Origin of the sequence: Sphingorhabdus sp. SMR4y (assembly GCF_002218195.1) — a bacterium.
In the GTDB taxonomy this organism is placed as follows: Bacteria; Pseudomonadota; Alphaproteobacteria; order Sphingomonadales; family Sphingomonadaceae; genus Parasphingorhabdus.
Window position 1 is genome coordinate 1028316 of the sequence record NZ_CP022336.1, and the last position, 20261, is coordinate 1048576.

General features: G+C 58.3%; 20 protein-coding genes and 4 tRNA genes. 9 read left to right on the top strand and 15 right to left on the bottom strand.

The features are described from left to right. Positions 1-5: 5 nt before the first annotated feature. The 3 genes from SPHFLASMR4Y_RS04870 to SPHFLASMR4Y_RS04880 all read right to left on the bottom strand — a co-directional run bounded on the left by SPHFLASMR4Y_RS04870 (position 6) and on the right by SPHFLASMR4Y_RS04880 (position 3609). Positions 6-608 carry an XrtA/PEP-CTERM system exopolysaccharide export protein gene (locus SPHFLASMR4Y_RS04870; RefSeq protein ID WP_409928906.1) on the bottom strand — a complete coding sequence of 201 codons (603 nt, stop codon included), beginning with the start codon at positions 606-608 and terminating at the stop codon, positions 6-8. Between the two features lie 227 nt (positions 609-835). Next, complete coding sequence (locus tag SPHFLASMR4Y_RS04875) at positions 836-2071, bottom strand: pyridoxal-dependent decarboxylase, exosortase A system-associated (protein WP_089132552.1); 1236 nt, start codon at positions 2069-2071, stop codon at positions 836-838. Further along, positions 2068-3609 (bottom strand): acyl-CoA ligase (AMP-forming), exosortase A system-associated, encoded by a 1542-nt coding sequence (locus SPHFLASMR4Y_RS04880; RefSeq protein ID WP_089132553.1) that lies wholly within the window; start codon positions 3607-3609, stop codon positions 2068-2070. Before SPHFLASMR4Y_RS04880 ends, SPHFLASMR4Y_RS04875 begins: the two co-directional genes overlap by 4 nt. Before the next feature lie 30 nt (positions 3610-3639). On the opposite strand from SPHFLASMR4Y_RS04880, the gene SPHFLASMR4Y_RS04885 reads away from it, so the two are divergent. The 4 genes from SPHFLASMR4Y_RS04885 to SPHFLASMR4Y_RS04900 all read left to right on the top strand — a co-directional run bounded on the left by SPHFLASMR4Y_RS04885 (position 3640) and on the right by SPHFLASMR4Y_RS04900 (position 6517). Next, on the top strand, positions 3640-4680 hold the full coding sequence (locus tag SPHFLASMR4Y_RS04885; RefSeq protein ID WP_186266044.1) for a GNAT family N-acetyltransferase: 1041 nt from the start codon (positions 3640-3642) through the stop codon (positions 4678-4680). Positions 4681-4722: 42 nt separating this feature from the next. Beyond that, entirely contained in the window at positions 4723-4995 is a 273-nt protein-coding gene (locus tag SPHFLASMR4Y_RS04890; RefSeq protein ID WP_089132555.1) for an acyl carrier protein, read from the top strand. Between the two features lie 86 nt (positions 4996-5081). Beyond that, positions 5082-5699, top strand: coding sequence for a hypothetical protein (locus SPHFLASMR4Y_RS04895; RefSeq protein WP_145955454.1), 618 nt, complete (start codon positions 5082-5084; stop codon positions 5697-5699). Next, positions 5696-6517 carry a hydrolase 1, exosortase A system-associated gene (locus tag SPHFLASMR4Y_RS04900; protein ID WP_089132557.1) on the top strand — a complete coding sequence of 274 codons (822 nt, stop codon included), beginning with the start codon at positions 5696-5698 and terminating at the stop codon, positions 6515-6517. The genes SPHFLASMR4Y_RS04895 and SPHFLASMR4Y_RS04900 overlap by 4 nt, the downstream gene beginning before the upstream one ends. Here the strand turns inward: SPHFLASMR4Y_RS04900 and trxB are convergent, their stop codons facing one another. From trxB to SPHFLASMR4Y_RS04915, 3 genes are all read right to left on the bottom strand, one after another. Further along, positions 6518-7483, bottom strand: coding sequence for a thioredoxin-disulfide reductase (trxB, locus tag SPHFLASMR4Y_RS04905; protein WP_089132558.1), 966 nt, complete (start codon positions 7481-7483; stop codon positions 6518-6520). 220 nt (positions 7484-7703) lie between these two features. Further along, the gene (locus SPHFLASMR4Y_RS04910; RefSeq protein WP_145955455.1) at positions 7704-8972 is read right to left on the bottom strand and encodes a hypothetical protein; all 1269 of its coding nucleotides are present in this window, start codon (positions 8970-8972) and stop codon (positions 7704-7706) included. A gap of 355 nt (positions 8973-9327) precedes the next feature. Further along, positions 9328-9404 (bottom strand) — tRNA-Met (locus SPHFLASMR4Y_RS04915). Positions 9405-9582: 178 nt separating this feature from the next. Here SPHFLASMR4Y_RS04915 and SPHFLASMR4Y_RS04925 point away from each other — a divergent pair. Beyond that, the gene (locus SPHFLASMR4Y_RS04925) at positions 9583-10818 is read left to right on the top strand and encodes an NAD(P)/FAD-dependent oxidoreductase (RefSeq protein ID WP_089132561.1); all 1236 of its coding nucleotides are present in this window, start codon (positions 9583-9585) and stop codon (positions 10816-10818) included. On the opposite strand, the gene SPHFLASMR4Y_RS04930 is transcribed toward SPHFLASMR4Y_RS04925, so the two are convergent. Together SPHFLASMR4Y_RS04930 and SPHFLASMR4Y_RS04935 are read right to left on the bottom strand one after the other, a co-directional pair. Continuing rightward, positions 10815-11330: a 2'-5' RNA ligase family protein gene (locus tag SPHFLASMR4Y_RS04930; protein WP_260807076.1), complete on the bottom strand. Its 516-nt coding sequence runs from the start codon at positions 11328-11330 to the stop codon at positions 10815-10817. The genes SPHFLASMR4Y_RS04925 and SPHFLASMR4Y_RS04930 overlap by 4 nt on opposite strands. A 73-nt stretch (positions 11331-11403) precedes the next feature. After that, positions 11404-11940, bottom strand: coding sequence for a peroxiredoxin (locus SPHFLASMR4Y_RS04935; RefSeq protein WP_089132562.1), 537 nt, complete (start codon positions 11938-11940; stop codon positions 11404-11406). Positions 11941-12113: 173 nt separating this feature from the next. Between SPHFLASMR4Y_RS04935 and SPHFLASMR4Y_RS04940 the strand changes: the two genes are divergently transcribed. Continuing rightward, entirely contained in the window at positions 12114-12545 is a 432-nt protein-coding gene (locus SPHFLASMR4Y_RS04940; RefSeq protein WP_089132563.1) for a hypothetical protein, read from the top strand. 2 nt (positions 12546-12547) lie between these two features. Here the strand turns inward: SPHFLASMR4Y_RS04940 and SPHFLASMR4Y_RS04945 are convergent, their stop codons facing one another. Beyond that, positions 12548-13279, bottom strand: coding sequence for a queuosine precursor transporter (locus SPHFLASMR4Y_RS04945; protein ID WP_089132564.1), 732 nt, complete (start codon positions 13277-13279; stop codon positions 12548-12550). 103 nt (positions 13280-13382) lie between these two features. Between SPHFLASMR4Y_RS04945 and SPHFLASMR4Y_RS04950 the strand changes: the two genes are divergently transcribed. Beyond that, positions 13383-13459: transfer RNA gene (locus tag SPHFLASMR4Y_RS04950), tRNA-Arg, on the top strand. A gap of 6 nt (positions 13460-13465) precedes the next feature. Here SPHFLASMR4Y_RS04950 and SPHFLASMR4Y_RS04955 read toward each other — a convergent pair. Next, positions 13466-14278 carry an NUDIX hydrolase gene (locus tag SPHFLASMR4Y_RS04955; protein WP_260807077.1) on the bottom strand — a complete coding sequence of 271 codons (813 nt, stop codon included), beginning with the start codon at positions 14276-14278 and terminating at the stop codon, positions 13466-13468. A 118-nt stretch (positions 14279-14396) separates the two neighbouring features. Between SPHFLASMR4Y_RS04955 and SPHFLASMR4Y_RS04960 the strand changes: the two genes are divergently transcribed. Further along, positions 14397-14984, top strand: a complete 588-nt coding sequence (locus SPHFLASMR4Y_RS04960; RefSeq protein ID WP_089134695.1) for a DUF4126 domain-containing protein — start codon at positions 14397-14399, stop codon at positions 14982-14984. 56 nt (positions 14985-15040) lie between these two features. On the opposite strand, the gene SPHFLASMR4Y_RS04965 is transcribed toward SPHFLASMR4Y_RS04960, so the two are convergent. From SPHFLASMR4Y_RS04965 to SPHFLASMR4Y_RS04980, 4 genes are all read right to left on the bottom strand, one after another. Beyond that, positions 15041-15117, bottom strand: a tRNA-Pro gene (locus tag SPHFLASMR4Y_RS04965). A 105-nt stretch (positions 15118-15222) separates the two neighbouring features. Further along, positions 15223-15299, bottom strand: a tRNA-Ile gene (locus tag SPHFLASMR4Y_RS04970). A gap of 110 nt (positions 15300-15409) precedes the next feature. Beyond that, positions 15410-16396, bottom strand: a complete 987-nt coding sequence (locus tag SPHFLASMR4Y_RS04975; protein ID WP_089134696.1) for a polysaccharide deacetylase family protein — start codon at positions 16394-16396, stop codon at positions 15410-15412. An 81-nt stretch (positions 16397-16477) separates the two neighbouring features. Further along, positions 16478-18151: a sensor histidine kinase gene (locus SPHFLASMR4Y_RS04980; protein WP_089132565.1), complete on the bottom strand. Its 1674-nt coding sequence runs from the start codon at positions 18149-18151 to the stop codon at positions 16478-16480. 178 nt (positions 18152-18329) lie between these two features. Between SPHFLASMR4Y_RS04980 and SPHFLASMR4Y_RS04985 the strand changes: the two genes are divergently transcribed. Continuing rightward, complete coding sequence (locus SPHFLASMR4Y_RS04985) at positions 18330-18803, top strand: Lrp/AsnC family transcriptional regulator (RefSeq protein WP_089132566.1); 474 nt, start codon at positions 18330-18332, stop codon at positions 18801-18803. A gap of 48 nt (positions 18804-18851) precedes the next feature. Here SPHFLASMR4Y_RS04985 and SPHFLASMR4Y_RS04990 read toward each other — a convergent pair whose 3' ends face one another. Further along, positions 18852-20147, bottom strand: a complete 1296-nt coding sequence (locus SPHFLASMR4Y_RS04990; protein WP_089132567.1) for a hypothetical protein — start codon at positions 20145-20147, stop codon at positions 18852-18854. Positions 20148-20261 lie beyond the last annotated feature (114 nt).

Genomic DNA, 20261 nt, shown 5'->3' on the forward strand with positions numbered 1-20261 from the left:
GCCTATCAAAACATGCTTTCCGGTATGATGATCACGTCGCCGGGACGCAGCATGACATTGGCGCGAGTCTCGCCTTTCTTCATGAGATCATCGATGCGCAGGGCAAATTCCTGCTGCTTGCCTGTGCCCCGATCAAAGCGGATCAGCCGGGCCCGGTTGCCAGAAGCAAATTCCGACATGCCGCCCACCGCGATCATCGCATCGAGCAGAGTCATATTGGCACGATAGGGAATCGATGCCGGTTTTTCCGTGGCACCCACGACGCGGATCTGTTGGGAAAATGTCCCGGAAAAATTATTGACGATGACCGAAACCAGCGGTTCGTTGATATATTGCGACAGCTGCAACGTCAGGTCCTGCGCCAGCATCGCCGGCGTCTTGCCTACGGCCGGCATGTCGGTGATCAGCGGCGTGGTAATCCGGCCATCGGGGCGAACCTGCACCTTGGCGCCCAGCTCGGGATTGCGCCAGACGAAGATCGTCAGCTCGTCGAGCGGACCGATGACATATTCTTCACCGGGCCCTTCCTGCATCGAAACGAAAGACGCCGGCGGCAGTTGCGGTCCGCTGGAATTGCCGGAACAACCGGCAACGGCTAGTGATGCCATGCCGGCACCGACCATTAACCTTGCCAAATGATTGTTTTTAATCGCAGAACGCATTTTTTCCACCTCGTATAATCCAACCTGTGAATGACCAGTTTTCCGCAGAAAACAGGCAAATCACGCACAGTCACGAGATGGCTATGCCGTAAAATAGTGAATATAGCGTTAGGATTAGCTGAATTTCCGATTAACAAAGGCCGCATTCCGGCGGCTGTCCGAACGGTCGGAATCTAGTCGACCAACAGTTCCCGGGCCGGCCCCTGCCCCAAGAAATTGGCCGGGCTTGCCGAAGCGCCGTAAGCGCCTGCGCAGAATATTGCGACGATGTCACCGACGCTCGCCCTGGGCATGGCGGCGTTGTCGCTCAAACGATCTAGCGGCGTGCAGAGGCAGCCGACTATCGAAACCGTTTCAGCCGGCTCTTCTTCGAACCGGTTGGCGATCGCAGCCGGATAGTTGCGGCGCACGACCGTCCCGAAATTGCCGCTGGCCGCAAGCTGATGATGCAAACCGCCATCGGTCACCAGAAAGGTCTGGCCCTGGCTTTGCTTGCGGTCGACGATCCGGGTCAGATACACGCCCGCTTCGCCCACCAGATAGCGGCCCAGTTCAATCGCGAATTGCGTCGATGTCAAAATATCCGGTAGTTGTGCGAACTGGTCCGACAGGGCTCTGCCGACCCTGATGATATCCAACTGTTCGTCACCCGGAAAATAGGGGATTCCGAAACCACCGCCGAGATTGACATGGGCCGGAGACGCGCCGATTTCAGTTGCCAGACGAGCCGCCAGTTCCAGTGTCTGCGCCTGTGTCTCGATTATGGCATCCGCGCTCAATGCCTGCGATCCGGCAAAAATATGGAAACCGCGCCAGTCGGCTCCGGCGTCCAGAATTGTCTGCACGGTAGGCGCCACCAGTTCGATATCCATCCCGAACGGCTTCGCACCACCGCCCATCTTCATGCCCGACCCCTTGAGGTCGAAATCCGGATTGACCCGGATCGCCAGCCGCGGCTGCCTGCCGAGCGCGCCTCCGGTTTTCAGCGCCCGATCGCATTCCCCGGGCGATTCGATGTTAATTGTGACACCGGCCCGGATCGCCTGCTCGATTTCCTCGTCCCGCTTGCCGGGTCCGGCAAAACTGATGTGGTCCGGAGCCGCTCCGGCTTCCAGCGCCATGTGCAATTCGCCACCCGACGCTATGTCGATACCATCGGCCAGACCAACCATGTGGCGGAGCAGCGGCGGGAAGGGATTGGCCTTCATTGCATAATGCAGATCAAGACCATCCGGCATCGCAGCCCGCAGTTGCGCCATGCGATCGTCGAGCCTGTTTTTCGCATAGACAAACAGGGGCGAACCATTTTCCGCGACCAGCGCGCTGGCTGTCTGTCCGCCAAGGGCCAGTTCGCCATCAATGGCATGAAACCCGGTCGGGATCGGTCCGGTAGCTTTCGTCTTGATCATTCGATATCCATGCTGGCCAATGCGTTGCGGTCGAGCTTTCCATTGGGGTTCTTGGGAAATTCGGAAAGCAGGATGATATCCCGGGGGTGCATAAAATTCGGTAAATTCTGTTTCAGATATTTTGCCAGCTGCTCTGCGACCTCCGGATTGCCCTCGCCAGCTTCAACCGACCGGACGAACAAACGGATAGCATGGCCCAGTCGCTCGTCCGGGATGCCCAGAGCGACGGCTTCCGCCACGATACCCGATTCGACCGCTATTTCTTCAATCTCTGTCGGACTGATCCGGTTGCCGGAGCTTTTGATCATCGCGTCATCCCGACCGACAAAATACAGCAGACCATCACCGCCGCGCTTCACCGTATCACCCGAGAATACCGCTGTTCCGCCATATCGTGATGCTGCGGGAGCGGCCTTGAACCGCTGCGCGGTCCGTTCAGGATCATTCCAGTAGCCCTGTGCCACCAGTGGTCCGCAATGGACCAGTTCACCCGCCTGGTCCGGGCCGGCAACGTCACCTGCCGCGTCGACCACCAGGATCTCGGCAAAGGGAATCGCGGTGCCCATACTGGTCGGATTGCCATCGATCAGAGCAGGATCAAGATAGGTCGACCGGAAAGCCTCGGTCAGACCGTACATCGCATAAATATCGGTCGCGGAACCGAATATTTCCCGCAACTGCTTGACCAGCGTCGGAGTCAGCGCGCCACCGCTATTGGTCAGGCGCCGCATCGAGGCTACCGCGTCTTCCGGCCATTCCTGCTCTACCAGTTGCACCCATAGCGGAGGCACTGCGGCCAGAGTGGTGATCCGTTCGCGGGCACATGCCTTCATGACGTCACGCGGTGTCAGATAATCCAGCGGCACGGCACAGCCCCCAGCCGACCAGGTCGACAGCAGCTGATTCTGGCCATAATCGAAACTGAGCGGCAAAACGCATATCGTGCGATCATCGGCCGACAATTTCAGATATTCGGCGACACTGAGCGCCCCCAGCGTCAGATTGGCGTGGCTGAGCATCACCCCTTTCGGACGCCCCGTCGAGCCGCTGGTATACAGAATCGCAGCCAGATCATTTGTATCGGTTGAATTCGCGCTGGGCTCCATCGGCACGGCTATCGACTCCAGCGCGCGCTCCACGGCCTTGTCCTCGAACAGACGACAATGGCTCGCGTCATGCCCCTCCAGCGTCTTCAGGCGTCCTGCGTTGCTGATCAGCATCTTGGTCCCGCTATCTGCGGCTATGTGCAAAACCTGCGCCTGTTTGAGCAAGGGATTGACCGGCACATGGACAAGCCCGGCGCGGGCCGCTGCCAACGGCATGAGGCACGCCAGTTCGGTCTTGGACAGCCATGTTGCAACCCTGTCACCTTTGGTTAGCCCCTGCCCCTGCAGCCATGCCGCCAGCAAGCCGATACGATGATTTAACATCTTGTAGCTAAGAGACCCTGAACGCGTCACGAGCGCGCAGGCATCCGGATCCTTGCCTATCGCCAGATGGTCAAGCGGGAAAGCGGCGATTTCGGGTGTGATGTTCAATTTTTGACCTATGGGAAAAAGAGCAGATTTGTGACAGATACGACCTTAGCCATGACCAGTGAATATCATAGCAATTTTCAATCCGTGCAAGCCATTGCCGGAGAAAAACTCGGCCGAACGGTCCAGAAGTCCCTGTTCGACCGGATCGAATGGCTGAAACCATTGCACGAGCTGTGCCTCCCGGACAAATCGCCATTAATCGTCCACGCTACCGAAGGTGAAGCGGAAGCGTGGATGTTCCTGATGAAAACCGGTCTTGGCCGCCATGCCGCCCTGGCCAACTGGTACAATTTCACCTTTCGCCCGATATTTCTCGGCGATTATGATGAAGTGACCAAATTGGCACTGCTCGCAAAATTGGCAAAGCAGCTGAAATCCTGTTCCCATCATATTGAAATCACACCCGTTCCCGACGAGGACTCGGCTGCCAGCCTGACCGAACGCGCGTTCGAGCAAGCCGGCTGGGTCGTGTTCCGCTCGAAGGCGGATGACAATCATATATTGAACGTCAAGGGACGCACCTTCGATCAATATTGGGCCGGTCGGCCGGGGCAATTGCGCAACACGGTGCGGCGAAAGGCGAAGAAAAACCTGGTGTCGGTCCGCATTGAAACGCAATATTCCGACGAGGATTGGGACGACTATGTCTCGGTTTACGAGCGCAGCTGGAAACCCGAGGAAGGCAATCCTGATTTTCTGAGAAATCTGGCCCGGCACGAAGCGGCGGCCGGCTGCATGCGCCTTGGCCTCGCCTATATCGACGGAGAACCGGTCGCGGCCCAGTTCTGGACCGTGGAAAATGGCGAAGCGTTGATCCACAAGCTGGCCCATGTCGAAGACGCGACAAAAACTTCGCCCGGAACCTTGCTGTCTGTAGCCATGTTCCAGCATGCCATCGATGTCGACCATGTCGATCTGATCGACTTTGGCACCGGCAACGACGGCTACAAGCGGGAGTGGATGGAAGATGTCCGGGATCGCTATCGGCTGGAATTCTACTGGCCCAATAACCCCATGTCCTGGCTACCAATTTTGCGGCACTATGCGTCGGGCCTTGCCGGAAAGCGCTGACCGCTTTAGGGAAGCGCCGTTATCCGAGATTCGGGGGTATTGATGCAAGATAAGGTCGAGTTGACACCGGAAGCTGCCGTGCGTGCAGTGATGCGGGATATTTTGGGACTGAGCGAGGAGCAAGTCGCTGAATTTACCGCGGAAACGGAGCTTTTTGGCGCTCTTCCCGAACTCGACAGCATGGCCGTTGCGGGCTTGCTGACCGAACTGGAGGACCGGCTGGACATCATGATCGACGATGATGAAGTCGACGGTGAACTGTTCGAGACTTTCGGCAATCTGGTCGCCTTCGCCGAGATGAAAGTTACCGAGTGAAGCCTCTCCCCGCATTCGCCTCCTACGAATTTGCGGATCGCAAAGAATTATGTTTGTCTCTGGCATCGCCGTCGGGCCGAAACGTCATGCTGGTCCCGCCCCTTTTCGACGAAATGAACCGGATGCGAAAGATGCTGGTGGATGTCATGCAGGCGCTGCATGCCCTTGATATCAGCAGCTTTTTACCCGACCTGCCGGGTACCAATGAAAGCCTGCTTCCGCTGGAACAAGCAACGCTGGCCGGCTGGCAACAAGCCGTCGAGGCCTGCGCGCAACAGCACCAGATAACGCATATTGCCTCGTTCCGGGCTGGCGTCTTGACGGTCGCGGAAATGCCGGCCGCCAGCCACTGGATGCTGAGCCCGGTCAAAGGCGCAGCGATATTGCGGACCATGATGCGCACCAGAGTGGCCGCCGACCGGGAAGCCGGCCTGACCACCAGCCTTTCCGGACTGACTGAACAGGCCGGTGCGGGACCGATCGAACTTGCTGGTAATATCATCGGCTCCGACCTGTTCTCGCAGTTGAACGCCGCCGGAATACCGGCACTGCAAAACCAGCGGATCGTCCGCCTCGCTTCGGATAACAAACCGGGCGACGTCCAGATCGATGGTTCGGCTTTATGGCTCCGCGCCGAACCCGACGATGACCCGGCGATGTCATCTGCGATCGCGCAGGATATCGCTGCGTGGATGGATAAATGACGCGGAATTTCCACCGCATAGGCTGTGAAAGCGACATGCTCGCAGCGACTTTGGACGCCGGGTCCGGTCCAACCGCCCTGCTCATTGTCAGCGGCGGAAACGAAATCCGCTCGGGTGCCCATCGCGGCATGGCCCGATTGGCGCAGCATATAGCGCAGCAGGGATTTCCCGTGTTGCGTTACGACCGGCGCGGCATCGGCGACAGCACCGGCGATAACAAAGGCTTTCTGGAAAGCGGCGCAGACATCAAGGCTGCTGTCGCATTTCTGCGTCAGGAGTATCCCCGGCTGCAGTCGGTCATTGCCTTCGGCAATTGCGATGCCGCTACCGCGCTGGCCCTGTTTGGCCCCGACGCCGGCATCGACGGCTATATGCTGGCCAATCCCTGGGTGATTGAAACGAGCGAGGAGCCGGCCGGCGATGAACCGACCATGTCGGCAGCGGCCATCCGGTCCCGCTACTGGGACCGAATCAGGAATCCCCGCACGTTGCTCGACCTGCTTTCGGGAAAGATCGATTTCGCGAAATTGCTGAAAGGGATCAAACGGGCGTCCCGGACCGAAGAAACCGGCGGGCTGGCGTTGCGGCTGAGCGATGCTCTTGCTGGCACCGACAAGGATGTCCGTATCCTGCTGGCAAAGCGCGATACTACGGCCCGTGCGTTTCTCGCCGCCTGGAACAGCACGGATTTTGCGCAAGCGCGGGGGAATTCCGCGATCAGCCTCCAGACCCTCGACAGCGCGTCGCACAGTTTCGCAGATGAAGCGGCCAAAACCTGGCTCACCGAAAATTTGCTGGATGCGTTGCGCGCCGCCTGATTATTCTGCGGCGACCAGTTCGAATTCCTGTTCCGCCAGAAAACGTTCGGCATCCAGCGCTGCCATGCAGCCGGTGCCAGCTGCGGTCACCGCCTGGCGATAGACGTGATCCATGACGTCGCCACAGGCGAACAGACCCGGGATCCGGGTCTTCGGCGTGCCGGGCTCGACCTGGATATAACCGCCGTCGATCAGATCGAGATGGCCCTTGAATATTTCTGTCGCCGGCGCGTGGCCGATGGCGACGAACGCACCATCCAGAGCCAGATGGCTCTTTTCACCGTTTTGCGTATCGACCAGGTCCAGCCCGACCAGCCCGACCGGTTCGCCACCGCCTACAAAACGTTCGACATTGGTGTTCCACAGCACAGAAATCTTCGGATTGGCGAACAGCCGCTCCTGCAGGATCTTTTCCGCCCGCAGACTGTCACGGCGATGGATCAGCGTCACATCATCGCTGTGATTGGTCATGTAGAGCGCTTCTTCGACCGCGGTATTTCCGCCGCCGATTACCGCGACTTTCTTCCCGCGATAAAAGAATCCGTCGCAGGTCGCACAGGCAGAAACACCCTTGCCAGACAATTCCTCTTCACCCGGAAGCCCCAGCCACTTGGCTTGTGCGCCGGTCGCGATCACCAGTGTGTCCCCTTCGTAAACATCCCCGCCATCACCGGTCATCCGGAAGGGTCGCTGGGAAAAATCGACATCAACGATCGTGTCAAATATGAACCGGGTCCCGACCTTTTCTGCCTGTGCCTGCATCTCTTCCATCAGCCAGGGGCCCTGGATCACGTCGCGAAAGCCCGGATAGTTTTCCACATCGGTCGTAATCGTCAACTGGCCGCCCGGCTGCAGCCCCTGAACCACGATGGGCTCCAGTCCGGCGCGGGCGCCATAAATGGCTGCCGACAGACCAGCGGGACCCGAACCCAGAATAAGCATTTTCGTGCGATGCGTTTCGGCCATTTTACGTTCCTGACGATGATGATTCTGTTTCCTGCAAATAGGGATGCCCGATACTGCAAGGCAAGACCTATCGCCCACAAAACGAGCGAAGAATAAATTTGGCCGGTGATAGCGACATTTGGCGGCGCGGCTGCAGACACGATATCGCGCCAATCCTGCTGACATGCCAAATTCCGCGCGCTGGTCGTCGGAATGCCGCCCCTGTCAATTCAGGCCATGATCAAGCCATGATCGCATATTTGGATTGCCCGGCGCCGCGGCACATCTGCTTGGATATGCGTGTTTCCTCGCCATCGATGATCGCAACATCGGTTATCGTCAGGCACTTGCGGCCATTGGGCTCGGTATTGAGGGCCGTTACGGTGGACGATCCGGATACCCCGCCCCGGGTCGGGCTTTCCCACTTCGCTACCGCTCCCACTTCCTCCTGTTCGACAACGGCCAAAGTGGCTTCTGCCGCCTTTTCCTGTTCATCCTGACTCAATTTGCAGGCAATCTCGCCGACAAGCACCGCGCCCACCGCGCCGGCGATAAGCGTTCCGACATCGTCAAGCCCGGCCACGGAGCCGACCACACTGCCAAAAATCCCGCCCAGAAGACCGCCGCGTCCCCTTGATTTCTTGCAGCTCTTGTCATCCGCCGCCTTCGCCTTGCTCTTCTTTTTCGGCTTTTCCATTTCGGCAAGGCTCTCTGCCACATAGGTATAGCCATAATTTTCCGGCACCGGATAACCGCCACAGCCGGTATTATAACAATAGCGGTCGCTCAGATAATTGCGGTCCGCCTGATAAAGCTGCTCGGCCGCCCGGTAGACCGCCATATTGGCACCATCCGGATCCGAATTTGCATGCTCCTGCATCATTTCCTTGTAGAACCGATCCCGGCTGGCGGCCGAATATTCCATCCGCCCCGCCACTTTCTCGTTATAGATACGGGACAGCTCGTCCTGATACCGGTTCATCCGCTCGCGATATTCGGTCAGCACACTGCTATAATAATTGTCCAAAGCCGTCGTGCACGCATTGATGTTTTTCGCCTTGTCGTGGGGATCGGGCAAATGCAGATGATCTTCCCGGCAGTCCGGATAATCCTGCTGTAGCAATTGCGGCAGTTCCGGCAGTTCCGGCAATGGCGGCTCTACCTGCACGGGCGGCACATAGGCCTTGTCCTCAGGCGCTTGCTCCGGCGAATCCGTCTTCCCGGGCGCTCCCCCCTCTTCCTGCTGCGACTGTGATTCCGGAGAATCAGCCGCCTGCTGCAGGCTTCCATAGATTGCGGCGGACAGCGGAGCCGGTTGCGGCAATGACAAAAGATTCTGGCGCGGCCCTGTCCGCTCCTGAACATCGCAGTCTGGACATGCTGCCGATATATCCGGCTGGATAGCGACCCTGGCTTCGACCGGTTTCGGGAACAGGCCCGATATTCCATAGGCCAAGACCCCCATGGATCCGGCGGCCATGACGGAAAGCGCTGCTTGAACCTTGCCCAAATATTCCTCCTGTTTGATGCCCCGAAACAAACCGGCAAGCCCCGCCCTAGCCTAAAAATCCGCCCAAATCCAATGGCGTTAAATTTTCCGCAACCACGGCAGACATTCGGCTCCATCCGCCACGATCATGAAAATGCCGCGCAAGAAAATGCCCCCTCGCCAACAGCGGACCAGCAGGACCCGCCGGCCGCGATCCAAGACCGACGGTCTGGCGGATAGCGGGCGATGGAAATGCTATAATATAGCGCCGGGCAAAAACCTGTGATCCATGCCACTCGCGCGCAAGGCCCAATGGGCACGGCGGGCACAAAATCGGGATATATCAGACGAGCTGAAAATTTTTGCGGGAAAATGTTGGTAGCGGAGGAGGGACTCGAACCCCCGACACATGGATTATGATTCCACTGCTCTAACCACCTGAGCTACTCCGCCAACCGGTCCTGTCGATCATCATTCTGACGACAAAACTCTCTCTGGACGGCGGCGCTATAGTCATAGCCTTCGGTCTGGTCAACAAGCTGAAGAGAGAAATACGCTAAAACTTGCACGGCCAATGCGATCCGCGCTAACAGCGCTTTTCCAAGCCGATATGTGGCACCAAGGGGCAGATATGAACGCATTTTATGACATTTTGATTGTTGGCGCCGGCCATGCGGGTGCGCAAGCGGCCGTGGCATTACGCCAGAAGAAATTTGAAGGCTCGATTGGCCTGGTCGGAAATGAGAAATACCCACCTTATGAACGGCCGCCGCTGTCCAAGGAATATCTCGCGGGAGAAAAGCCGTTTGAGCGAATCCTGCTGCGTCCAGAGAGTTTTTGGGCCGAACGCGATATCGACTTGCTGACCGGCCGGCGGGTGTCAAAGCTCGACCCGATAGCCAAAACGGTGACCTTGGCCTCCGACGATGAAATTGGTTATGGCAAGCTGATCTGGGCGACCGGCGGTTCTCCGCGGATGCTCGACTGCCCGGGCAGCCAGGCACGGAATATTCACGCCGTGCGCTCGCGCGCTGATGTCGACAAGATGATGGCCGCCCTGCCGACCGTCGAGAAAGTCGTGGTCATCGGTGGCGGCTATATCGGTCTCGAAGCTGCTGCCGTGCTGACCAAATTGGGAAAGCAGATCACCGTTGTCGAATCGCTCGACCGGGTCCTCTCGCGGGTGGCCGGTGAAACGCTGTCCCGCTTCTTCGAAGCCGAGCATCGCAGACAGGGTGTGACGATAGAGCTGGAAGCCACGGTCGCCGGTTTTGAAACCGGTGATGATGGCATCGCGACCGCCGTGACGCTTGCCGACGGGCGCAAGCTGGAAGCCGACATGTTTGTCGTTGGCATCGGTATCATCCCTGAAACCGGACCGCTTGTGGCCGCCGGCGCCGCGACCGGCAATGGCGTCGATGTTGACCAGCATTGCCGCACCAGTCTGGAAGATGTCTACGCGATCGGTGACTGTGCGGCGCACAGCAATGCCTATGCCGACGGCGCAATGATCCGGCTCGAGTCGGTCCAGAATGCCAATGACCAGGCGAAAGTCGCCGCCCTCGACATTCTCGGCGAAGAAACCGAATATGACGCCGTGCCGTGGTTCTGGTCGAACCAGTTTGACCTGAAATTGCAGACCGTCGGCCTTTCCACCGGCCATGACAGCTATGTCGTCCGCGGCGATCCCGATTCGCGCAGCTTTTCGGTGATCTATTATCGCGACGGCAAGGTCGTCGCGCTGGATTGCGTCAACGCCACCAAGGATTATGTGCAGGGCCGCAAGGCGGTCGTCGAAGGGCTGAATCTCGACAAGAACGAACTGGCCAATACGGAGATTCCGCTCAAGGAAGTCGGCGTCTACTAGCCTCTGAACGGCCATGTCCGGATGGTCTGCCACGGACCATCCAGATAATAATGCAGCCCGATGCCGTGAATTTCAAAGGGCCGCGGCTCGAATTCTGCGGACAGCTCGTCGAACAGACGCTGGGCCTCCCGCGCGCTGACCTTGTTCTGGACGGTGATATGCAACCGGGGTGTCTGCTGGTCCTGCGCGATCAGCAGGCCGGCAAAGCGGTCCGCCAGTTCCATCCGCAGGGCGAGCAGTTCCGGCGCATGCAAGCGATAAGCCACGCCATGTCCAAGATGGATCAGGCCGGACAAATGCGCTTCCGGCTTGGCCAGGCGGCCCGTCAGCCCGGCAATGGCTGCCTTTATTTCATCAAGCGCCTGTGGCGGCAGATGGTGGAACAGGGTGATATGGGCGTCGATCACATTGCGTTCGGGCGGGAAATGGCGCTTGCGCAGCCCGTTGGCCCAGGCGAAGTCTGCCCTGCCCATTTGCGCCGTCATGATGATGGGTTTGTTGAGGCGCTCCATATTCCCCCTATCGCACAATAGAAAACCGCGAGCAATTTCTTGCTCGCGGTTCCATTCCATCAGGCGAAAAAGCTCAGGCCTTGTTATTGTCCAGCCATGCGAGCAGCTTTTCAGGGGTCGATTCGACATAGGGGTCATTGTCGACGCCATCATCATTGATACCCGGCTCTTCGAACCAGGCGCTGACCACGCCGTCATCGGCAATCATCGAATAGCGCCAGCTGCGGTCACCGAAACCAAGATGGTTTTTCTTGATCAGCATGCCCATGCGGCGGGTAAAGTCACCCGATCCATCCGGCAGCAACTTGATCTTTTTCAGCCCGAGAGACTTGCCCCACTGGAACATCACGAAGGCATCGTTCACGGAGATGCAATAGACTTCGTCAACGCCGCGTGCCTTGAATTCCTCATAGAGGCGCTCATAGGCCGGGCACTGCTCGTTCGAACAGGTCGGGGTAAATGCGCCCGGCAAGGAAAAAACGGCAATGCGCTTGCCGGCGAACAGATCCCTGGTGTTCACATCCTGCCAGCGAAAGGGATTCTCACCACCGAGCGATTCGTCACGGACGCGGGTTTTCAGGGTTACCTGGGGAATATTTCTACCGATCATTACTGTCTCCTTTGGGTTGATGCCCGGCTGCCTAGCATCGCGATTTTGATAGGTTAAATAGATTAAAGTGGCTTAAGTTATTGGCCCAATCACTTATTAAAAGACTCTGCTTGAAAGCATGAGGCTTCCCGCACAAAATCGTCCGGCCAATTGGAGAGGGATGGAGACATATTATGCAAGATTTTCAGAAAGCGCCGCTATGGTTTTGGGCTGTCGCGGTCTTGGCCGTGCTGTGGAATGCAATCGGCCTGCTGGCCTATTTTCAACAGATGATGATGGGCGCCGAACAGTTCGCCGCCTTGCCGCAGGTGGAGCAGGACCTTTTGTCAGCGCAGCCGCTCTGGGTATCTGCCGCCTTCGCGATTGCCGTATTTGCCGGTTTCGTCGCGGCCCTCGCCCTGCTGCTGCGGAAACGGATCGCGGTACGGCTGTTTCTGCTCTCCCTGCTCGCCGTCATCGTGCAGTTCAGCAGCTATTTCATCCTCGATGGCTATAGCGAATATGTCTCCGGTCAGGGGTGGACCATGCCGGTGCTGATCCTTGCTTTTTCCGCCGGCTTTCTAATCTTCGCGTATCGCGCGGAAAAAAGCGGCCTGCTGCGCTAGAGTCAGGCCGAGGTACTGAACGGGGTGAAGTCGGTGTCTTCGTCGTAGATATCGACCCCCTCGCGCCGCTTGAGCCAGCCGACCACCAGATAGGTTACCGGCGTCAGCACCGCTTCCCACAACACCTTCAGCAGCCAGTTGGTGACCATGACAGTGATCACCGCCGAGGTTTCCCAAACGCCGAGAAACGCCAGCGGGTAGAAGATCAGGCTGTCCACTCCCTGCCCCACCACCGTTGAACCGATGGTCCGGCTCCACAAGGCCTTGCCCTGCGTCCAGACCTTCATCCGGGCCATCACATAGCTGTTCACAAATTCCCCGGCCCAGAAGGCCACGATCGATGCCGCAACGATGCGGGGCACCTGGCCGAACACGCTTTCATAGGCCTCTTGCCCGTCCCAGCCGTCCGCCGGCGGCAGCGACACCACCACCCAGCTCATGAAGGCCATGAACAGCAGCGCGGCAAAACCGGCCCAGATCACCCGCCGCGCCCGCGCATAGCCATAGACCTCGGTGAGCACGTCGCCGATCACATAACCAAGCGGAAAGAACAGGATCCCCGCCCCGTAAATCCACTGTTCGCCGCTGATCATGATGAAGGTCGGCTTGGCCGCGCCGATGACATTGGAGAGCAGCAACACCGTCACAAAAGCCGCCATCACGAAATCATAATAGCGGAACCGGTGGCCGGTCTGGCTGGAAGCGGATGTGCGGACTATGGAATTATCGGTCATCGGCGGACCTTAGCCCGCGCTTGCGACAATTCAACAATTATGGCGGTCGATGCACATCACGGTTTGCAGCCGGTCAAAACATGGCTAAAGCCCATGCCATGGCGCGCCCGTAGCTCATCTGGATAGAGCGCGAGACTTCTAATCTTGAGGCAGCAGGTTCGAGTCCTGCCGGGCGCACCATTTTTCCTATTTCTTGAAACCGCGCTGCACCGCCTGCATCGGCTCCGAAGTGATCGGGTAGCCAATGCCTTCCGGAATGCACAAATGGACTTCATCGCCCCGCTTCTCGATATTGGGCGAGACCATCACGGCGGGGTGGTCCTTCACATGAGCGACCGCCTCGTCAAACGACCCGAACTGCGCCAGCCGTTCCAGATTGCGCTTGGTCGGGAAGATGATCTTCACCTCGCCGGCTTCGGCGCGATCGAGTACCGATTGCGCATTGCCCCAGAAGAGATTGTAATTTTCCGTCTCGTCGACTGTCGCCAATGCCTGGTGATCATCGTGCGATATCATGTAGAAACGGGTGTCGAACACCCGCTTTTCCGCAAAGGGCGGACACCAGCGCGAAAAGGGTATCAGTTTTTCCAGCTCCAGTTGCCAGTCGAACTGGTTGCAAATATCGGCCAGGACGGTGCCTTCGTGCAACGCGGCGCGGGCTTCCAGGACACGCTTGGCATCCAGATCGCCCTCCACCGCGACCGCAATACCCGTTTCCTCGATCGATTCCCGGATCGCGGCGATGCGCGCGCCATATTCGTCGACATCGTCATGACCCAGATTTTGCGCGAAATTGAAATCCGCGTCATCGATCCGGCCACCCGGAAACACTGCAGCACCTGCGGCAAACACCATCTTCGCCGACCGCTCGACCATCAGCAGGTCGGGAGCCTTCTGGCCCGGCTGATCACGGAATATTATCAGCGTCGAAGCAGGAATCGGCTTGGGCATGGGCTCGCCGGTAATGGCGTCGATTTCAGGTGCATCGTTGCGGGTCACTGGATCATTCATGGCCGCATATGAACAGCAAGCAACTGCTTTGCCAAGTCTTTTGATTTTTCGTCAGGCCGCCACGAACAGATTTGCCAAAGTCCGGCCGGCGTGGCAGAATCGGCAAATGGGAATAGTCGAGCTATTGGGATTGGCCGGTAGCGTCAGCCTGCTGTCGGGCTGGCGGCTTTATCTGACTGTCTTTGTCACCGGCCTTGCCATGCGCCTGCAATGGATCAGCCTGCCGGAAAATCTGCAGATGCTCGATGCGCTGGCCAACCCCTGGGTTCTGGCGATCAGCGCGCTCGGTGCGGTGGCGGAATTTTTTGCCGACAAGATTCTCTGGCTCGATTCGATCTGGGATACGATCCACAGCGCGATCCGGCCGCTCGGCGGCGCGCTGCTGGCTCTGGCGGTGGTCGATGCCGGCGATCCGGTCTGGCAGGTTGCGGTGTTTCTGCTGGGCGGCGGCGCTGCTCTGGTGAGCCATGGCGCAAAATCCGGCGCCCGCGCCCTCGTCAACACCAGTCCGGAACCGGTCAGCAATGCGGTGATTTCCACCGGCGAGGACATCGCAACCGGCGGCCTGCTGTTCCTCGCCTTCGCCAATCCGGTCGCGGCGCTGGTCATCGCCGCAGTGATGCTGATCCTGTGTCTGTTTCTGGTCTACAAGGGTTTCCGGCTCTGGCGCAAAATGGTGTCAAACGGCAGCTAGCCCGCGGCATGGCCGCGGCAGAGCCGGACAGGTAGCGCAAGATACAGAGGAAAAAATGGTCGGGGAGACAGGATTTGAACCTGCGACCCCCTGTACCCAAAACAGGTGCGCTACCAGGCTGCGCCACTCCCCGACGCGCGCTTCCCCTAGGCGGTGCTTTTATGAAAAGCAAAGGGTTTTTACGCTTCTTTTTGCCGCCGCTCAAAAGCTGAGCATTTTACAGCTGTCGAAAAAAATATGGTGGGCCCGGAGGGACTCGAACCCCCGACCTAGCCGTTATGAGCGGCCAGCTCTAACCAACTGAGCTACAGGCCCGTATGAGCAGCTTTTTCAGGCAAATCTCAATGGGATGGTGCGATAGCGGAAGCCGTGATGATTTGGCAAGACCGATCATCGCAATTCGTGCGATTGGCGGCCACGGGCAATCAGGCGCGGGATGCCGCCTTCACCAACTCGTCAATATCGACGGGTTTCACGTTACGCGCCTCAAGATGCGCGATGACCTCCCGCCACCAGTCATAAAAGCCGTCCAGCTCCGCCTGTGTCCGCACATAGGGCGTATGACCGGGCGCAAGCGATGGAGAATGAAAGGAAAATACCAGCAAGCGCAGATCATCGTCCAGCGCGACGTCGATGGCTTCCTTGGTCTCGCGCGCGGAAATACCTTCGGGAGTCAGAGGAATGCGTTCCAGCATCTTGCTCCGGGAGCCGACGGCATTGACCAGCGGATATTTTTCCATGATCCCGGCCAGCAGGCCCGCCTGCTTGCGCAAGAGGCCTGAATAGACCGTAGTCAGCGGCACTTCGAGCAGCCGGTCCTTGCCGGGCCACCAGAACGGCTCCGAGCCCACTGCCATGAAGTCCGGGCCACCCTGCCCGCTATAGTCGAAACGCGGCCTTATGCTGCTGTCCACAACAAAGCCGTGCTTGATCAAGAGCGCGGTTGTGTGCGGCCCGATACCATATCGTCCGGCGCGATAAATCGTCGGTGTGACACCGACCCTGTCGCGAATGGCGTCACGCAGGGTGACAAGCTTCTCTTCTTCCAGCTCCACTGGCAGGTTTCCGGCAAAACTGTTGTGGACATTCACCTTTTCCTGAAAGGGCGGATTGATCCAGGGGTGCAGATGGACTCCGACAGTGGCGGTTTTCGCTTCCGCCACCGCTTTCAGAAATGCCGCCGCGTCATCGTCCTGGACGATCGCATAATCGATGAAATAGACCGGCTTGAACCCGAGAGACTGGGCAAATTGCTGGAATGTTCTCAATTCGGGAACCGACAGGGTCGTATGCCCTGCGCTCTGGAACGGCGCGTCCCAGTCAAATTCCTCTTCCGTATCCACGGAGACCAGAAAACGCCTGCCAAAATCATCCGGCCAGACAATAGGACGATCGGGCTGCTCGATTTTCATCGGATGATGATTTTGTTCCGAAATGTCTGCCGCCTCGCTATTGCCCGCGTTCTCGCGGAAACACAGCCACAAACAGTCAGATCATTCTGACTCTGTTTCCCGGATTTTGATTTTGCTAGTCGCCGCTGCCGGCAGGGTCAAGGCAATGTTATCGGCGTTTATGGTCAGCGACCCGCCGGCCGACTGCGCGAGATTCCGTACCAGGCGCAGCGAGAAACCGAGGCCGAGCAACGAGGATTCCCCGACATCGCCATCGATGCCCTGCGACGGATCCAGCAATTTCTCCTCGGCAACCCCCTTGATCCGCGACGGCCGCGACAGCATGAACTGGTTGGTCGGCTGCACACCGATCCGCGTCCGCAATTCGCCTTTCAATGTTTCACCGTTCTCGCAGGAGATGATCGCGGCTGACAGCAAGCGGGCAAATATCCGTTCCACCGATTCGCCGTCGAGTGCGAACGGACGAACCGGCTCCGCCTTGCTGATGTTGAGCTCTACCACCTTGCTCTGGGTCAGACCCTGCAACCGTTGCGTCATCCGCTCGAACAGCCAGTCGGCCTTGGTCGTGCCACTGGATTCGGGCAGCTGGCCGGAATCGACCTTCACGGCAATATCCAGATCTTCAAATCCGGCCAGCAGTCGCCGCGCTTCATCCATGATATTGCGGGCCAGGGAACGATATTCATAGGAAGCCGGACCGAACAGCTGTTGTTCGATAATTTCGCTGAACCCGATCACCGCATTAAGGGGTGTCCGCAGTTCGTGAATAAGCTGCTGCAATTGCTCGCGCCGTTCCACGTTGATGCCGCCCTGTCCCGCATCCTCCGCCATATTGGGTCGCCGCATGACGCCGCGATATCCTTCAAACCGGCCGGTTTCCTCGCTGAAACAGGGAATGGCGCTCATCCGCCAGTCACCGGTTACAATATCCGCGCCGCAAAGCCGCATCCGGGCATTTTCCATCGGCATGCGCTGGCGAAAGGCCGCTGCACCATAAGCATCCGGGCCCGGGCCTTCATCAAATGCGGGCTGGGCGATGGTGACACCGACGATGGCCCCTTTCGGCGGGCCTTCGGTCCAGTTGATCGTACCCGATTCGTCAGTCTCGAACCGGATGGTCTCGAGCGATTCACCAAAAAAACTGTCGTCGCTGCTGTCGTCAACCGGCAGGCGTGGCGGCTCGGCCGGGCGTTTCTTCTGATAGTCGGCGATCTTCTCGACCAGCGCGCTGATTTGCGATTCCGCCAGTTGCCCGGCGGGATCTTCCGACGGATTTGCTGGCAATTCCATCGCAATATTTTCATCCGAATCGCTATCGGATGGCGGCACTTCCGGTTCGGCTGGCGGGACGGCTGATTCCTGCTGGGTCCCCGGAAATTCATAACCTTGGGCCTGCAGCCGTTGCTGGGCGCGCGGGGAAAGCCGGGGAAAAGCGTCGGCGATAATATCCGGGGTAAGGTCCGCCGCAGCCATGGCCGCGTCGCAGACGGCATCTGTATCGGCTGTCAGATAGACCAGCAGAGGAGCCGAACGCAAACGGCCGTTCAGAGACTGGACAGCGATCAGGCGGTCCTGTTCGGACACCCGTTCGTGCAGGTCCCGGAGACGGGTCAGCCCCGCCTGAACATCCTGATTCGCCAGTCCGCCCGGTTTTTGTGCCAGAAGATCGATCACTTGCCGCCATTGCGTAGCGGCGCCAGAGCCTTCCGGCAGGCTCCCCTTGAGCACGGTGGTCAGGCGGTCATCGAAGCGCAATGTCTAATCCAGAAAATATGTGGTGTACCCAATTGTTAACCGGGTGATAACCCTTACCGGCGGCAACGGGAAGCAATGAAATTTTCGCGTCACAATGTGGGACATGGGAGAAAGCATTGCTTGGCCTGCTTATTATATTATAACGATCAAATGATTCGCGAACGGATATTACATCTCTATGGCTGATACGAACCTGGACGAAATTGATCTCAAAATCCTGCAGCGGCTGCAGGATGATGGCCGGATTACCAATGTCGAACTTGCAAATAGCGTTGGCCTGACGGCACCGCCCTGCCTCCGTCGCATGCGCGCCCTCGAGGATGAAGGGGTGATCAATTCCTATCATGCCGCGATTGATCCTGCCAAAATGGGCTATACGATCACCGTGTTCGCGATGGTCAGTCTGAAAAGCCAGGCCGAAGCCGATTTGCAGGCATTTGAAGAGCATGTGCAGCAGCTCCCGGAAGTCCGCGAATGCTATATGCTCAATGGCGAAATCGATTTCATACTGAAGGTGGTCGCCAAGGATCTTCAGCAGTTCCAGAGTTTTCTGACCAGCCAGCTGACCTCCGCAGCCAATGTCGCCAGCGTGAAGACCTCGCTGACGATCCGGTCGGCCAAACATTTGCCCGGGGTTCCGATCCAGGAATAAAAAAGGGCGCCATGAGCGCCCTTTTTCACATATTCGTTAGCAGTGTGACTAGCTTGCTGGCTCTGCCGCTGGCGCTGCGGCGGGAGCCGCTTCCGGCGCTGCAGGCGCGGTCTGCTGATCAATCCAGGTCTGCCACATTCCGGCGAGCGGTGCACGGGTTCCCGACACCTTGCCGAAGGCCTGTTTGGCTGCGGCATATTCGCCGGCATAGGCCCGGGCCGTACCGATACCCATATAGCCACGATTCAGGTCGGCATTGGGTTTCGCCAGTCCCGCCTCATAAAACGCAACGGCCTTGTCGAAATCCTTGTAGCCCAGCCATACGTCGGCAAAATTCATCATTACCGAGCTGCTGCCCGATCCCCGCACGCCAGAAGGCTGCGCCGGAAGCGATGCCTTGTCGCCGGATACTTCGCGCCGCGCCGGAACCAGCAATTCGGCAATCAGCGGATGCGAAGCGCCGACAGTACCATTTTGCTGACCTTCTTCCAGTACGGCGACCACTTCACCGAACAGATTCTTGCGCTGCGCTTCCTCGGCATATTCCTTGTAGTCATTCGAAGATTTGAGCGCGCCCGCAGCTTTCATGAAGCGCAGCAGTTCGAGATTCTGCGTGCTGTCGGCCTTGGAGGTGCGGCGGGTCGCCGCTACAGCATCACCCCAGGAATCCCCGGAAGGATAAGCTCCGGCCCATTTTGCCGCCCACTTGGCATATAAACCCATATCACCGGTTGCCAGCGCGCGGTCACGAGCCAGCCGATACCATGTTTCGGGTGCCTTGGTCTGGGATGCATTCGCATCGCTGATGATCTGCTCCCACTTGGCGAGACCTTCGGCAGGCATATTCTGCTTGAAATATGTCTCGGCCAACAGCGGTTCAAAATTATTGCCGCGATAGCCAAGATCATAGGCTGCCTGGAAATAATGCTGGGCTTCGCTCCAGCGCTCGCCGCCAAAGGCAAAATTGCCGAGATAGAAGTTGAACGCGGGCAGTTGCTCGGCTGGCGCCAAACCGCTGGCGACCATTGCCGTCAATCCCTTTTCCTGCAGCCCCTGGTCTTTCAGTTTCACACCAAGATTGACCGCAAACTGGCCAGCTACAAACTGGTCAATCCCGGTCCACGACTGGGCCAGAACATTGTCCATGAGCGGCTTGGCGGAGGCGGGATCCTCGCCTTCCATCGCTTTCTGCACGGGAAGGATCACGGCTGTGAATTCCTTGCTGTTCTTGGGCGCCTTCGCCTTCTTCTTTGCGGCTTCAGCCTGCTGCGGCACAGCGGTCAGGGCCACGGCGCCAACCGTTGCCAATGCGACAGCCATGGAAAAATGAGATATAAAACGCATGAAAATCCTCCGGATAGTAATTATTTGGGAGAAACGGGTTCTCCGGAATATGGTTGCACCATACACTCTTGGCCCTATTACCAAGCTTTCTCGTCTTTTCTAGCGTTATTCCGC

Excerpts from the sequence above, each read along its gene's own strand:
- trxB (WP_089132558.1), bottom strand. The coding sequence starts at position 7,483 with ATGGCCGAAACGCATCGCACGAAAATGCTTATTCTGGGTTCGGGTCCC.
- SPHFLASMR4Y_RS04870 (WP_409928906.1), bottom strand. The coding sequence starts at position 608 with ATGGCATCACTAGCCGTTGCCGGTTGTTCCGGCAATTCCAGCGGACCG.
- SPHFLASMR4Y_RS04960 (WP_089134695.1), top strand. The coding sequence starts at position 14,397 with ATGGGAATAGTCGAGCTATTGGGATTGGCCGGTAGCGTCAGCCTGCTG.
- SPHFLASMR4Y_RS04985 (WP_089132566.1), top strand. The coding sequence starts at position 18,330 with ATGGCTGATACGAACCTGGACGAAATTGATCTCAAAATCCTGCAGCGG.
- SPHFLASMR4Y_RS04875 (WP_089132552.1), bottom strand. The coding sequence starts at position 2,071 with ATGATCAAGACGAAAGCTACCGGACCGATCCCGACCGGGTTTCATGCC.
- SPHFLASMR4Y_RS04930 (WP_260807076.1), bottom strand. The coding sequence starts at position 11,330 with ATGGAGCGCCTCAACAAACCCATCATCATGACGGCGCAAATGGGCAGG.
- SPHFLASMR4Y_RS04935 (WP_089132562.1), bottom strand. The coding sequence starts at position 11,940 with ATGATCGGTAGAAATATTCCCCAGGTAACCCTGAAAACCCGCGTCCGT.
- SPHFLASMR4Y_RS04990 (WP_089132567.1), bottom strand. The coding sequence starts at position 20,147 with ATGCGTTTTATATCTCATTTTTCCATGGCTGTCGCATTGGCAACGGTT.
- SPHFLASMR4Y_RS04925 (WP_089132561.1), top strand. The coding sequence starts at position 9,583 with ATGAACGCATTTTATGACATTTTGATTGTTGGCGCCGGCCATGCGGGT.
- SPHFLASMR4Y_RS04890 (WP_089132555.1), top strand. The coding sequence starts at position 4,723 with ATGCAAGATAAGGTCGAGTTGACACCGGAAGCTGCCGTGCGTGCAGTG.
- SPHFLASMR4Y_RS04940 (WP_089132563.1), top strand. The coding sequence starts at position 12,114 with ATGCAAGATTTTCAGAAAGCGCCGCTATGGTTTTGGGCTGTCGCGGTC.
- SPHFLASMR4Y_RS04900 (WP_089132557.1), top strand. The coding sequence starts at position 5,696 with ATGACGCGGAATTTCCACCGCATAGGCTGTGAAAGCGACATGCTCGCA.
- SPHFLASMR4Y_RS04895 (WP_145955454.1), top strand. The coding sequence starts at position 5,082 with ATGCTGGTCCCGCCCCTTTTCGACGAAATGAACCGGATGCGAAAGATG.
- SPHFLASMR4Y_RS04975 (WP_089134696.1), bottom strand. The coding sequence starts at position 16,396 with ATGAAAATCGAGCAGCCCGATCGTCCTATTGTCTGGCCGGATGATTTT.
- SPHFLASMR4Y_RS04945 (WP_089132564.1), bottom strand. The coding sequence starts at position 13,279 with ATGACCGATAATTCCATAGTCCGCACATCCGCTTCCAGCCAGACCGGC.